The following is a 13,378-nucleotide window of genomic DNA, read 5'->3' on the forward strand; positions in this document are numbered from 1 at the left end:
CCCCGTCGTCCCCGGATACAACCGCAACGACTGCGGCTCCACCGTCACCCACGGCGCGATGTCACCCACCGGCTCGAAACGGTACTCATCCACCACGTCACCGGTGTTGCGCAACCTCAGACGCACGGTGGTCGTGGCACCCGGGTCCACGGTCGCGGACGGGGGTTCGAGGGAAGTCCACAGGCTCACCACCTGGACGCTAGCCATGGGGCGTCCGCCGGGCAGGTGGCTCCCGGGCACGGTTCGTTCCCCAACGGGCCCGGGGCGGTGCCCCTTTGGTCGTCATGGGTCACGGCGATGTCGTCATGGGTCACGGCGATCCGGGACCGGACCCGGCCGGGGAGGGCGCGAAGGTGCTCGCGGGGGTGTTGCGGGGGGTCTGGGACGTCCGGAAGACGAGGCCCGGCCCGTGCTTCCTGCTCAGCACCTCCGTGACGTGGTGGTTCATCCGCTCGATCTCGTCGTCCCGGGAGTAGACCCTGACCAGCGCCTTCCGCTGCTCCAGGTCGACCTGGCGCTGCATCTGCTCCCACTCCTTGCGCGCCGTCTCGTCGGTGCCGTCGACGGGCGCCTTGGGCACGCTGTCGAACTCGTCCTGGCTGCGGACGAGGAAGGAGTCGACGGGGACGAGGACATGGTCGGAGCCGCCCGGGCCGGGTACCGCCCGGTACACGACGATGTTGAGACCGTCGACCTGGCCGGCCGCGATCCGCGCCCTGAGCCGCGGCCACTCGATCGTGGTGAGCACGCTCTTCTGGGTGGTGCCGTCCAGGACATGGGCGGTGACCCAGCCCTTCAGCCCCTCCACGTACGTCTGCGAGAGCAGCCGCCACAGTTCGCCGAGGGCCGGTGAGGCGCTCCAGCTCGGCAGGCCGAAGAGGAGGCCGTCGAAGATGCGTCCCTGGATGGAGGCCTCCAGGACGGTGCCGCGGCCCACGCTGACGTCCTCGGTGGCCTGCGCCGAGCCCATCTTCGACCAGAGCTGGCCGCGTTGCGCCGACTCGTCGGCGTGCCGCTGCAGGATGTCGAAGAAGCCCTGCTTGGTCTGGTTCTGTTTGTACCAGGAGTACTGGATCTTGTTGCCCTGCACCGTCGGGTGCTGGAACCCCGCGATGACGGCGCCGATGGCCGCGTGGTCGACGGGGTTCGTCTCGTCGGTGTCGGCCTTCTCCAGGTCCCGTTCGATGTTGGCGAGGAAGGCGGTGACGCCCTGCTTGAAGGAGTCCATGTCGGCGAGGGCGCGGATTTCGTTGATCCGCGCCCACAGCTGCTGCTTGTCCTGGATGAACCGGATCCTGCGGGCGTCGGCCGGTGTCATCGACTTCGCGGAACCCGACGACATGTCGGAGCCCTGGGAGGACGGCCGGGCCGGCGACCCTTCCCTGCCCGCCCGCTGCACCACCGGGCCGGTCCCCTGGCGCATCGCCTTGGCGGTGGCCGCGTTGCCCGCCGACTGCTGGAGGGCCGCCATCGGCGGGACCGGTGACGCGGTGAGCGGGGCCCGGGGCCCGGGCGTTCGCGGCTGCCGCCCTGTGTCGCGGTCCTGGTGTGCGCGCATACTGCTGTCCCCCGGAGAAGAGGCCGACCGGTCGGGTCAGGCGCTGGTGTCCATGCGGTCGTCGGGCTCCGGCTCGCGGTCGCTGGAGCTGGCCGGTGAGTCGGAGTCGGTGTTGTAGTCCCAGGTCACCCCGGTGGGCACCTGCGTCGTCTCCCCGTCGTGTTCCTCGCAGCGCAGCTGGAGCGTGGCGAACGTGCCGCTCACGGTGGTGTCGATCCGCTTCGCCAGCTGCCGCGCCTTGTCCACGCTGAAGTCCGCGATGTCGGTGTTGGCGGCGCCGCTCACCCACGCCGGTCCGGGCCGGATCGCCGAGCCCGCGTACAGCTCGATGAAGCAGCTGACGCAGGGGCGCTTCACACCGGCGATGTGGTCGTTCGAGATGCTGCCCGGCGCGGCGGCGCCGATGATGGTGCGCTCGGCGTGCTTGCCGTCCTTGGTCGGCACCGGCACGGTCATCGGCCCGGTGAGCGCCTGGAGGACGTCCCAGAACTCCTCCGGCGCCTTCTCGGCCTCCATGGCGAGCAGGCCCTTCAGCTTCTTCACATGCCGGGTCTCGCGGTCGGTCTCCCCCACGACCTTCTCGAGCAACTCGACGATGTACTCCTTGGCGGCCCTCGTGCCGGCGCCCTCGCGCAGCACGTTGTTGACCTTGGTGCGGTTGGTGGAGACGAACAGCTTGAAGGCGGCCTCCACGTCCGGGGTGGCCTCGGTCACCTCCATGCCCGCCTGGACCTCCTCGGGCCGTTCGTTCTTCTGCAGCATGGCCCTGTTGACGACGGTGGAGATCCAGCGCAGCACCTGCTTGGTGCGTTCACCCTCGTAGCTGCGGGACCCGACGGCCTGGTCCGAGGCGAGGTACATCTGCCCCTTCTTGTTGGCCTTCGCGGCGGCCGTCTTCTGTTCGTCGGTGGCCTGGGACCGGTCCACCTTGTGCAGCGTCAGGCTCTGGTTCGCGCCGTGGGCCTCCCAGCCGAGGGCGATCAGCTCCTGCTTCAGCACATCGGAGGGGCTGGTCGCCGCGCCCTTCGCGCCGGCCCGCCCCTTGGCCTTGGTGACCCGGCCCCCGCCGGTCCTGGAGGAAGAACCGGCGGCCGGCGACCGCTGCACGGCCGGCCGGCCCGCGTCCCCGCCGTCCCGCCGCACGAGGTCGGTCTCGGCGGCGGACCGCTGCACGGGCGCCGGCCCGCTCATCGCCTCCCGCGAGGCCTCCCGCGCCTCGACCTCGGCCCAGTCGCCGGGGTCGGAGATCATCAGGCCGTCGCCGTTGTCCTTGCCGGGGACGGGCCCGCGCTTCTGCTGGCGGATGTGGTGCAGTTCCTCGGCGAGGACCGTCTTGTCGCCGCCGTCCCACACGACGTGCGGGTACGAGGCGTACGCCTGCGCGTCGATCTGCGCGGCGGAGTCCAGGGCCGCCGCGTCGGTGTGGAGGCGGACATCGGTGAAGTCCTCGCCGCCGAACCGGCCCTGCATCTCGTTCAGCAGCGGGTCGTCCATCCGCTGTCCCGGTGAGCGCAGCACCTCGTGCACCGTCGACCGCTGCACCGACGGGCCGTGCCCGCAGTGGGCGTCGTGCTCGTGCCGCTGCTCCTCGACCGCCCGGGCCACGGCCGCGTTCCCCGCGGCCCGCTGCAACGCGAGGAGTCCCGGGGCGGGGCCCGGCGCGGGCGTACGGCCCGCGGCCGCCCGCCCGCGGGGCTGGTCGGTCTCCTTGTCCTGCGCGCGCACGGGGCTCCCTCGACGGCATGGGCACGTACCGGACGTACGTGCTCCCAGGGCTACCGGAGGCCGGCCCGGCCGCGGGAGAGCCGCGAGGGCAGTCGCGCGGGCAGACGGGGTGGGCGGACGGTCACCCAGGCACGGCGGGATGCCCCTGCGGGCAACGGGAATGCCCCCGGACAGGCACCGGAGGACGTTTCGGGTGACGCGCTTCGCGCGTGAGGGTGACAGACGAACTGTCTCGTACCCCGAGGAGAGCAGAGCATGCCGTCCTACCTGTCGCCCGGCGTCTACGTCGAGGAGGTGGCCAGCGGCTCGCGCCCCATCGAGGGGGTGGGCACCTCGGTGGCGGCCTTCGTCGGCCTGGCCCCGACCGGCCCGCTGAACGAGCCGACGCTGGTGACCAACTGGTCCCAGTACGTCGCCGCCTTCGGTGAGTTCACCGACGGGTACTACCTGGCGCACTCGGTGTACGGGTTCTTCAACAACGGCGGCAGCGCCGCGTACGTCGTCCGTGTCGGCGGCACGGACGGTGCGGCGGCCGGGAGCGGCAACCCGGCCGCCGTCACCGGTTCCGCCGCTCCGGCGGCCCTCCCGCCGGGCGAGCCGCAGCGGCTGGGCACCTTCACCGTGGCCGCCATCGCGGGCGGTTCGCTGAGCGTCGAGGTCACCGACCCGGAGGGCGAGGGCCCGGCGGAGCGGTTCCGGCTGGTCGTCAAGGACGGCGACAAGGCCGTGGAGACCTTCGACGTGACGGCCAAGAAGGGCGGCCGGAACTACGTCGTCACCCAGGTCAAGGAGCGCTCGAAGCTCATCGCGCTCCAGGAGGCGGCGCCCGCCGCGCAGCTCGTACGCCCCGACAACCAGACCGTGGCGCTGGCGGCACCCGCGGCCCCCGCCCCGGCGCCCGCCGCCGGCGGGGCGGACGAGACGCACCCCGGCCCGCGCGAGTACCTGGGGGACTCCGCCGACCGCACCGGCTTCGGGGGCCTGGAGGCGGTCGACGAGATCTCCATGGTGGCCGTGCCCGACCTGATGGCCGCCTACCAGCGCGGCGCGATCGACCTGGAGGCCGTCAAGGCGGTCCAGCTGGGCCTCATCGCGCACTGCGAGCTGATGGGCGACCGGGTCGCCGTCATCGACCCGCCGCCCGGCCTCAACGCCCGGCAGATCCGGGTCTGGCGCCAGGAGACCGCCGGGTACGACTCGAAGTACGCGGCCCTCTACTACCCGTGGATCAAGGTCTTCGACCCGGCCGGCGGGCAGTCCCGCCTGGTGCCGCCGAGCGGCCACGTCTCCGGTGTCTGGGCCCGCAACGACTTCGAGCGCGGGGTGCACAAGGCGCCCGCCAACGAGGTCGTCCGCGGAGCCGTGGACCTCGAACTCCAGATCACCCGCGGTGAGCAGGACCTCCTCAACCCGATCGGCGTCAACTGCATCCGGGCCTTCCCCGGCCGCGGCATCCGCGTCTGGGGCGCCCGCACGATGTCCTCCGACCCGGCCTGGCGCTATCTGAACATCCGCCGGTACTTCAACTACCTGGAGGAGTCGATCCTGATCGGCACCCAGTGGGTGGTGTTCGAGCCGAACGACCACGCCCTGTGGGCCCGGATCCGGCGGAACGTCTCGGCGTTCCTCGTCAACGAGTGGCGCGGCGGCGCCCTCTTCGGCCAGCGGCCCGAGGAGGCGTTCTACGTCAAGTGCGACGAGGAGACCAACCCGCCGGAGTCCGTCGACCTCGGCCGGGTCGTCTGCGAGATCGGCATCGCCCCGGTCAAGCCCGCCGAGTTCGTGATCTTCCGGCTGGCCCAGTTCTCCAGCGGCAGCGGGGAGCTGGAGGAGTAGGCACCCCTTCCGCCGCGGCCCCTCCCGGCGACTCCCCGGACGACTCCCCCGACGACTCCTCAGAAGGACAGCTAACCCATGAGTCTCATGCAGGCCGACAGCCTGACGTCACACAACTTCGGCCTCCAGATCGACGGGGTGATGGTCGAGTACCTCGCCGAGGTCAGCGGCCTCTCCCTGGAGCAGGACGTCATCACCTACCAGCAGAACTCCGCGCAGGGCCGCCCCGAGGTCAACCTCCTGCCGGGTGTGCAGCGCAGCGGGCAGTGCACCGTCGTACGCGGCATGACGCAGTCCGCCTCGTTCACGCAGTGGATCAACGACTCGATCGCCGGTCAGATGGGCTCGGCCCGCAAGAACGCGTCGATCATCATGATGGACTTCCAGAACAACCCGGTGAAGCGCTACAACATGCGCAACGCCTGGTGCAGCAAGGTCGACGCGAGCACCCTCAAGGCCGGCGAGGCGTCCGCGCTCACCGAGACCGTGACCATCGTCTTCGAAGAACTGGTCATCGAGTAATGCGGCGTACGGCAGGACGCACGGCCCTGGGGGCGCCCGCGGCGGGTACGGCCGTGGCAGGTACGCCCGCGGGGCCGGGGGCCGGGCCGGCGGCCGTGGTGAACGCCCCCGCCCCGGTGCCCGCTCCGGAACCGGTGCCGGTGCGGCAGCAGCTGCGGACGGAGTTCCCCTTCGAGCTGCCGCGCGGCTACGTCGACGAGGCGGGGACGGTCCACCGGGACGGCGTGATGCGTCTCGCCACCGCCCGGGACGAGCTGATCCCGCTGCGCGACGTCCGCGTCCAGGAGAACCCGGCGTACCTGTCGGTGGTGCTGCTGGGCCGGGTCATCACCCGGCTCGGCACGCTGCCGATGGTGCACGACGGGATCGTGGAGAACATGTTCGCCTCCGACCTGGCGTTCCTCCAGGACTTCTACCGCCAGGTCAACGCCGAGGGCCACACCCGCGCCGCCGTGGAGTGCCCGCACTGCTCCGAGCCCTTCGAGGTCGAGCTCGGCGGGAGCCGCCTGGGGGAATCGTGACGTACGCGACCGACCGGCTGCACGAGGAGATCGCGTACGTCGCCTACCACTTCCACTGGAGCCTGGAGGAGATCCTGGACCTCGAACACCCCGACCGCCGCCGTTTCACGGAACAGATCGCGTCCCTGGTGACCAGGGGCGGGGCGGAGGTCTGAGCGGTGGGCTTCTTCGACCGCTTCAGGGGCGGTTCCGGCTCGGCGGGGCAGGGCTCGGCGGGGCAGGGCTCGGCGGGGCGGGGCTCTGCGGGGCAGGGCTCTGCGGGGCAGGGCTCTGCGGCGCAGGGTGCCGCGGGGCGGGGCTCTGCGGGGCAGGGCTCTGCGGGGCAGGGCTCTGCGAGGCGGGGCTCTGCGAGGCGGGGCTCTGCGAGGCGGGGCTCTGCGGGGCAGGGCTCTGCGGGGCGTGGGGCTGATGCCGGGGGGAGTCCGGGTGCGGTGGGGGGACCGGCGGGACCGGCACCCACCGGCGGCGCGACGCCCGCGGGGAACTCGGTTGCCCGGGCGGCTGATGCGTCCGGGCACGACGCGGTGGCCGGCTGGGTGCGGCTGGCTCCGATCCAGCGGGCCGCCGTGCGGAGCGCGGCCGTTGCCGACGCCGGGTTCGGCGGGCGGCTGACGACCTGGCAGAACCCTTCCTTCACCGGGTCGCTGTCACACGCCGTCCTGCCCGACGCACCGGGCGGGCTGGTCAGGGACGTCCTGACGGCCTCGGCACGGCCCACGGCCGGGCTCGAACTGCCCTCGCTGACGCTGCCGGTGGCGACGACGGCCGAGGCCGAGCCGACGGGCCACCGGACGGGCCTCGGCACATCCGGCGGCGTGGCGTACGCCGACACGCTCGGTGACACGCCTGGCGACCTGCGGCCGGCTGAGGGCGGGGGGCAGGCCGGAGCTGTGCGGTCGGGCGGCGACGGTCGGCCCGTACAGCGCGCGGACGGTACGCACCCCGTTCGGGCGTCCCGCCCGGCGGGGCCCCGGGTGACCCCGGTGAGTCCGGCGGCCCGGCCCCGCCCGGACCGGCCGCCCCTGCTGACCAAGGGCCCCGCCGCACCTGCCGTACAGCGGCGCACGCTTCCGGCGGTACGCGGCCGGGGACCCAGCTCCGGTGGGGCAACGGGCGGCTCCGTCGCCGCGGGCGTTCCGGGCGGGGGCTCGACGACGGCCGGCGCTGCGGAGCACGGCGCCACGGCGGGTACTCCGGGGCACGGCGGCGCGGCGGACGGTCCGGCCCGCGGCTCGACGACGAGTGTTCCCGGCAGCGGCTTCGACGACTCGTCCGGGGCACCGACCGGCGGCGGCTCGCTGTCGCCGGGCGGCTCGGCCGCTACGGCGTCGGGAGGCGGTACGGCGGCGACTGGCGGTCCGACGGCGACGGCCGGCGGCGCTGCTGCGGGGGGTAGTGGTGCGGCTGGGGGTGGTGGTGCGGCGGGGCGCATCGGTGTCCAGCGCGCGACCGTCGGCCCCGGTGGTGCGGTGGTAGGCCCCGGTGGCCCGGCCGCCGATCCGGGAGGGCCTGCCCACGCCGGTGTCGACGGCACGGTGGCCACCGTCCCCGGCCGCGGGACGACCGGCCCCGGTGGACCCGTCGCCGAGGTCAGCCGTACGGGGACCACGGTGCAGCGGGCGACGAGCGACCCCACTCGTACGCCGGCCGGCCCCGGCGGTGCGCGCACGGAGCGGAGCCGCGCGGCAGGAGAGGGACGCGGGTCGACGGAACCCCGGCTCGATGACGGCATGGCCGGCGGGCCCAACCTGGGCGCGCCGCTCCCGACCGACTCGTACGCGGCTCCGAGGGGCGGCCCCAGCAGGACGGCGGCCGGCCCCGGCCACCGGGTGGCCGACGTCCAGCGGGCACCGGACCACCCCACCGGCACACCGGCCACCGCCACCAACACGGCCAACGGCACTGGCACTGGCACTGGCACTGGCACTGGCACTGGCACTGGCACTGGCACTGGCACGAGCGTGCCGGTCCCTGGCGCCGCGGCGAAGGGGCCCGTCGGCGGACGGCTCGACGTCCAGCGGAGCGCGGCCACCGGGAGGCCCATGCCGGCCGACCCGTCCGGAGCGCTGCCCCGCCCTGCCCGAACGGCGACCGGCCCCACCCACTCGGCGACCGGCTCCGCCACACCGGCAGCCGCCCTCAGCAGCACGTCGACCAGTCCCGCCCCCACCTCGACCGGCCCGACCGGCACCCCTGCCAGTCCCACCACTCCCCGGGCCGGTGCCGGCAACCCATCGCCCGCCCAGGGCAGTTCGGCGACGACCGCCCCGTACGGCCCGGCGGCCGCAACCGCCCCGCGTGGAACGGCGACCCCGACCAGCTCGGACCGGGCGGTGGGCACCCCGCTTCCGCACGTCCCGCGAACCACGCAGTCCCCACTCGGCGTCCAGCGGTCGGCCATCGCCCCGGACCGCACCCCTCCCACCCCTGCCATCCCTGCCACCCCTGCCATCCCTGCCACCCCTGCCGCCACGACGGCCGCGACGGCCGCGACGGCCGCAGGGACAGCCGTTCCCGACCCTGCCGGGCAGGCGCGGCGCCCCGAGGCCGACGCGGCTCCCCGAACCCGAACTGCGGCGAACCCGACCGCCGGGAGCACCGGGCGTCCCGACGCGGCACCCCCCACCGCGGCCACGCCGACCGACCCCACCGCTGCCGGCCACGCTCGCACCAGCACCACAGCCACGCCGACGAGCGGTTCACCCGCCCTCGTCCCTGCCACCGCACCGGCGCGCCCCCGTGCCACCGCCGCCGGACCCGACAGCCCCGTGCCGAACATCCAGAGGTCCGTACCCCGGCCCGGCGGCACCCCCACGCCCCTCACCGGCCTGGGCGCCCCGACGCCGACCGAGGCCCCCGGCCCGACTGCCTCTGGCACCCCGCCCCTCCCGGCGCCACGCCCGCTGCAGCGGAGCACCACCGGCCGGGCCGGGCGCATGGGTCTGGGCGCCCCGACCTCCGTCAACGTGCCGTCGCCCGACGCCCCGACCACACCCAGGACACCCACCCCCGAGCCGACCACGACCTCACGGATGGTCCCAACCCTCGCCACCGCACCCGCACCCGCACCCGGCAGCACCACCGGAACACCCCCGAGCGCGTCCTCCTCCCCCACGGTCCCTGATCACTCACCGGCACCCATGCCGCCCACTCCCACCTCCACCTCCACCCCCGCACCCGCACCCGCACCCGCACCCGCACCCGCACCCGCACCCGCACCCAGGGCAACAAGCACTCCCGGCCCCGCCCCACGGCCCCACCCCCCGGTCCAACGGGCGACCCCACCATCCCCGCCCCCGGTCCGTCCTCTGGCCCCCACCCGAGCCCTCACCCCGTCCAAGCCCCCCGCGGCACCCCCCGCCGTCCAGCGCCGGGCGACCCCCGTCGCCGTTCCCCTGCGTCAGCCCACCCCGACATACGGCACCTCCTCGCCGTCGTCCCCTGCGGTCGCCCCTGCCGTCCAACGCCTCTCCGCCGACGGGTCCGCGCGGCCCCGCACCACCACTCCGCTCCCGGGCAGCCCTCCGGCACCCCCTCGCCCACCGTCACGGCCGAGCGCGCGCCCCACCCCGCCGGTCGTCCAGCGAAGCCCCCTCGGGCCCCACACCCCCGCACCCCCCACCACCCCAGCGCCCGCCACCCAAACGCCCACGCCCACGCCCACGCCCGTCCAGCGCAACCCCCTGCACCCCACCCCGGCGCGCACCACCACCGCCGTCTCCCAGGTCACCGCACACCGCGCCACCCCGGGCCCCGCCGCCACGGCCGCACCCACCACCGACGCCGCCGCCGCGGCCTCCGACGCCCCACCCGAGTACGTCGCGATCCCCAAGGGACAGTTCGATCCCCGGTCGCTGAGCGACTTCCAGCTGGACGAGCTGACGCACCGGCTGATCGGCCGGATCACCCGGCTCGTCCGTACCGAACTCCGCCTCGACCGCGAACGGGTCGGCAGACTCCGCGACCCCCGCCACTGATCGACCACGACCCCGGCGCGCCCACGCATCCCGCGCCACGCACGACCCCGACCCAAGCCCCAGAAAGGCCGCCCCGATGTCCCGCGATCTCGACCCGGGCTCCACCATCTTCTTCACCCTGACCATCGACGGCGAGAGCCTCGGGTACTTCAACGGGTGCGAGGGACTCTCGTCGACGGTCGAGATCGAGCACCGCCAGGAGGGCGGGAACAACGGGTTCGTGTGGCAGCTGCCGTCCCGTGTCACCTTCTCCACCATCCGGCTGACCAGGCCGCTGACTCCGGACACGGCGAAGGTCGCGGCGTGGATCTCGTCCGTCGCCACGGGGGTGAAGCGGCCGACGGCGCAGATCGCCGCGCTGCGCGCCGACGGGTCGGAGGTGGCGCACTGGGGGCTGATCGACGTGCTGCCGGTGAGCTGGCAGGGCCCCACCCTGGACCCGGCCAACCCGAGCGTCGCCACGGAGGTCCTGGAGATCACCCACCACGGGTTCACGGACTGAGGGGGCGGGACAGGACATGGCCAAGGGCACCAAGAGCGGCGCCGGCAAGAGCCTCGTGCGCGCCACGCTCGCCATCCACGAGCCGCCGGTCGGCAACAGCACGAGCAAGGGCGCGCTGATCGAGACGTTCGGCTTCGACTTCAACCCGGCGCAGTTGCAGCTGAGCCGGCGCGCCCAGTGGAAGGTGACGCCGACGGCGGCGGTGCGCGACGGCTCCGTGCCCGAGTTCATGGGGCCGGAGCCTCGTGAGATGACCGTCGAGATCTTCCTGGACTCCTCCGCCAGGCCGGGCGCCAACACCGTGCTGAAGAAGGTGGAGTCGCTGATGGGGTGCTGTGAGGTGACGTCGAAGAGCATCGCCGCGAAGCAGCCCTCGCCGCCGTGGGTGGAGTTCCAGTGGGGGGCGTTCTCGACGGCCCGGTTCACGGCGTACGTCAGCTCCGTGGACGCCACGTACTCCCTGTTCGGCACGACGGGGGTGCCGATCCGGGCCACGTGTCAGGTCCGGTTGCACGAGATCCCCACCAAGACCAAGGGCCAGAACCCGACCTCGGGCGCGCTGACCGCGCAGAGCGTGCACCGGGTGGTGGCGGGCGACTCGCTGCAGTCGCTGGCGTGGCGGGAGTACGGGAACGCGGCGGCGTGGCGGGCGATCGCCGAGGCCAACGGCATCGACGACCCGACGCGGCTGACCACGGGCGTCGTCCTCGTCCTCCCGGCCGCCGAGGAGGTGGGTCGCTGATGGTCAAGCCGTCCCACTCCAACGTCATCCACGTCACCATCGACGGCAGCAGGCTGCCGACCGAGTACGCCGACCTGCTCGTCGGCGGCTGGGTCGATCTGGGGGCGGGGGTGCCTGGCGCGTTCCGGCTGACGTTCCGCGACCCGCACGGGCTGCTGCTGGGCAAGCTGAACATCAGGTTCGGCTCGCTGGTGGTCATCGCGTCCGTCGCCGACGGCAAGGGCGCGGGCTCCCCGCTGCTCACCGGCGAGGTCACCGGAATGGAGACCGACTACGACGGCACCGGCACCTTCACCGTCGTCCGCGGCTACGACCCCGGACACCGGCTGATGCGGGTGCGCAGGGTGGCCGCCTACCGCAACCAGACGGCCGCCGACATCGCCCGCAAGCTGGCATCGACGAACGGCATCCCGGTCGGGCGGGTCCAGAGCACCAAGACGGTGTACGAGTTCATCAGCCAGTCGAACGTGACGGACTGGGACTTCCTGTCCCGGCTCGCCGACGAGAACGAGATGGTGATGTCGCTGGACGCCCGGGGGAAGTTCCAGTTCGTCAGGCCGAAGCCGGCGTCGGGGGCGCCCGCGACGAGCACTCCAGGCGAGAAGAGCCCCTTCGTGTTCCAGGCCGGCGTCGACGTGCTGCGCTGCCGGGCCGCCGTGACCGCCGCCGACCAGGTCGACAAGGTCGAGGCGCGGGGCTGGAACGTGACCACGAAGAAGAAGCTCACGGCGACGACGAGGGCGAGCACCAGCCCAGGTGTCGACATCGGCACCACCCCGCAGAAGGCCGCCAATCCGTTCAAGGCGGCGAAGCTGGTCGAGACCGACCAGCCGTACGACCGGCAGAACGAGGTCACGCACGCGGCGGGCTCCCTCGCCGACGACATCACCTCCGCGTTCGCCGAACTGGAGGTGACGGTGCGCGGCAACCCCGAGCTGCGCCCCGGGGTGCCGATCACGCTCACCGACGTGGGCGCCCCGTTCGAGGGCAAGTACACCTGCACCGCCGTACGGCACACGTTCGGCGACGGCAGCCACTACGAGACGTTCGTGACGGTCAGCGGCCGCCAGTGGCGTTCCCTGTTCGGTCTGACCTCCGGAGGGTCCGCGGCGGCCCCGAGACTGCCCAGTGTGGCCAACGCGCTGGTCACCGATGTGGCGGACCCGCTGAAGCAGGGACGGGTGAAGCTCCAGTTCCCGTGGCTGGACGACGCGTACGTCAGCGACTGGACGCGGACGGTGCAGCTGGGCGGCAAGGGCGGCGGAGGGATCTTCCCGCTGGACGTCGGCGACGAGGTGCTGGTCGCCTTCGACCGGGGGACGCTGGACCACCCGTTCGTCATCGGCGGGCTCTACAACGGCGTCGACAAGCCGACCCCCGTCAAGGACGTGTGGCTGCACGACCCGGTCAAGAAGAAGGCGATCCGGCACACCCTGTCCGACCGGGACGGCAACCGGGTGGACCTGCTCAGCCAGCAGACGGGCCCGCGCAAACAGGGCGTACGGCTGGCCACCGGCAACGACCGGCTGATCGTCCACCTGGACCGTACGAAGACCGAGATCACCGTGGACAGCAAGGGCGCCGTCAGTATCAGGGGCGGCACGTCCGTCTCCGTGAACGCCGGCACGGATCTGACACTGAGCGCGCGGCGGTCCCTGACCGTCCGAAGCGGCGGCCCGCTCACTCTCCAGGGCCAGGGTCTGGTCAGTCTCCGATCGCTGACCGGCGCGGTCAACGTCTCCGCGATGGGCGCCCTCAACCTCAGCGCGACCGGCGCGACGACGCTCAACGCGGCCGGGACCGTGCAGATCAACGCCGTGGGCCAGCTGGGCATCAAGGCCGTCAAGGTCGACATATTCGGCGGGTTCTTCGTCAACACGATCAAGTACCCGTTCGGGTGAGGGCCGGGAAGCGCGCCGGGAGACCACCGCCGTCGGGCACACACCCGCCCGTCCGCCACACGAAACGCAGAGACCCACGCAGCGCGGACACAGA

10 protein-coding genes and 1 pseudogene are annotated in these 13,378 nt (G+C 73.3%); 8 read left to right on the forward strand and 3 right to left on the reverse strand.

Going from position 1 to position 13,378, the window contains the following annotated elements:
* From AC067N_RS20685 to AC067N_RS20695, 3 genes and pseudogenes are all read right to left on the reverse strand, one after another.
* Positions 1 to 189, reverse strand: a pseudogene (locus AC067N_RS20685) (hydrolase); the annotation flags it as partial.
* A 121-nt stretch (positions 190 to 310) separates the two neighbouring features.
* Positions 311 to 1,471, reverse strand: coding sequence for a hypothetical protein (locus tag AC067N_RS20690; protein ID WP_478680336.1), 1,161 nt, complete (start codon positions 1,469 to 1,471; stop codon positions 311 to 313).
* 123 nt (positions 1,472 to 1,594) lie between these two features.
* A complete protein-coding gene (locus tag AC067N_RS20695) occupies positions 1,595 to 3,283 on the reverse strand; it encodes an eCIS core domain-containing protein (protein ID WP_478680337.1) in 1,689 nt (562 codons plus the stop codon).
* A gap of 255 nt (positions 3,284 to 3,538) precedes the next feature.
* On the opposite strand from AC067N_RS20695, the gene AC067N_RS20700 reads away from it, so the two are divergent.
* From AC067N_RS20700 to AC067N_RS20735, 8 genes are all read left to right on the forward strand, one after another.
* On the forward strand, positions 3,539 to 5,119 hold the full coding sequence (locus tag AC067N_RS20700) for a phage tail sheath family protein (RefSeq protein WP_478680338.1): 1,581 nt from the start codon (positions 3,539 to 3,541) through the stop codon (positions 5,117 to 5,119).
* A 78-nt stretch (positions 5,120 to 5,197) separates the two neighbouring features.
* On the forward strand, positions 5,198 to 5,641 hold the full coding sequence (locus AC067N_RS20705; protein WP_478680339.1) for a phage tail protein: 444 nt from the start codon (positions 5,198 to 5,200) through the stop codon (positions 5,639 to 5,641).
* The gene (locus AC067N_RS20710) at positions 5,641 to 6,162 is read left to right on the forward strand and encodes a hypothetical protein (protein WP_478680340.1); all 522 of its coding nucleotides are present in this window, start codon (positions 5,641 to 5,643) and stop codon (positions 6,160 to 6,162) included. The genes AC067N_RS20705 and AC067N_RS20710 overlap by 1 nt, the downstream gene beginning before the upstream one ends.
* Positions 6,159 to 6,317 (forward strand): DUF6760 family protein, encoded by a 159-nt coding sequence (locus AC067N_RS20715; protein WP_099970623.1) that lies wholly within the window; start codon positions 6,159 to 6,161, stop codon positions 6,315 to 6,317. The genes AC067N_RS20710 and AC067N_RS20715 overlap by 4 nt, the downstream gene beginning before the upstream one ends.
* 2,985 nt (positions 6,318 to 9,302) lie before the next feature.
* Positions 9,303 to 10,139 carry an extensin gene (locus AC067N_RS20720; protein WP_478680341.1) on the forward strand — a complete coding sequence of 279 codons (837 nt, stop codon included), beginning with the start codon at positions 9,303 to 9,305 and terminating at the stop codon, positions 10,137 to 10,139.
* A gap of 76 nt (positions 10,140 to 10,215) precedes the next feature.
* Positions 10,216 to 10,641: a phage tail protein gene (locus AC067N_RS20725; protein ID WP_055521704.1), complete on the forward strand. Its 426-nt coding sequence runs from the start codon at positions 10,216 to 10,218 to the stop codon at positions 10,639 to 10,641.
* A 16-nt stretch (positions 10,642 to 10,657) separates the two neighbouring features.
* On the forward strand, positions 10,658 to 11,383 hold the full coding sequence (locus tag AC067N_RS20730; RefSeq protein ID WP_478680342.1) for a CIS tube protein: 726 nt from the start codon (positions 10,658 to 10,660) through the stop codon (positions 11,381 to 11,383).
* Positions 11,383 to 13,284, forward strand: a complete 1,902-nt coding sequence (locus AC067N_RS20735; protein WP_478680343.1) for a VgrG-related protein — start codon at positions 11,383 to 11,385, stop codon at positions 13,282 to 13,284. The genes AC067N_RS20730 and AC067N_RS20735 overlap by 1 nt, the downstream gene beginning before the upstream one ends.
* The last annotated feature ends 94 nt before the right edge of the window (positions 13,285 to 13,378 follow it).

This window comes from Streptomyces sp. NPDC042364 (genome assembly GCF_056437585.1).

Coding starts and splice junctions, on each gene's coding strand:
- AC067N_RS20735 (WP_478680343.1), top strand. CDS start 11,383: ATGGTCAAGCCGTCCCACTCCAACGTCATCCACGTCACCATCGACGGC.
- AC067N_RS20730 (WP_478680342.1), top strand. CDS start 10,658: ATGGCCAAGGGCACCAAGAGCGGCGCCGGCAAGAGCCTCGTGCGCGCC.
- AC067N_RS20705 (WP_478680339.1), top strand. CDS start 5,198: ATGAGTCTCATGCAGGCCGACAGCCTGACGTCACACAACTTCGGCCTC.
- AC067N_RS20720 (WP_478680341.1), top strand. CDS start 9,303: ATGCCGCCCACTCCCACCTCCACCTCCACCCCCGCACCCGCACCCGCA.
- AC067N_RS20700 (WP_478680338.1), top strand. CDS start 3,539: ATGCCGTCCTACCTGTCGCCCGGCGTCTACGTCGAGGAGGTGGCCAGC.
- AC067N_RS20710 (WP_478680340.1), top strand. CDS start 5,641: ATGCGGCGTACGGCAGGACGCACGGCCCTGGGGGCGCCCGCGGCGGGT.
- AC067N_RS20690 (WP_478680336.1), bottom strand. CDS start 1,471: ATGGCGGCCCTCCAGCAGTCGGCGGGCAACGCGGCCACCGCCAAGGCG.
- AC067N_RS20725 (WP_055521704.1), top strand. CDS start 10,216: ATGTCCCGCGATCTCGACCCGGGCTCCACCATCTTCTTCACCCTGACC.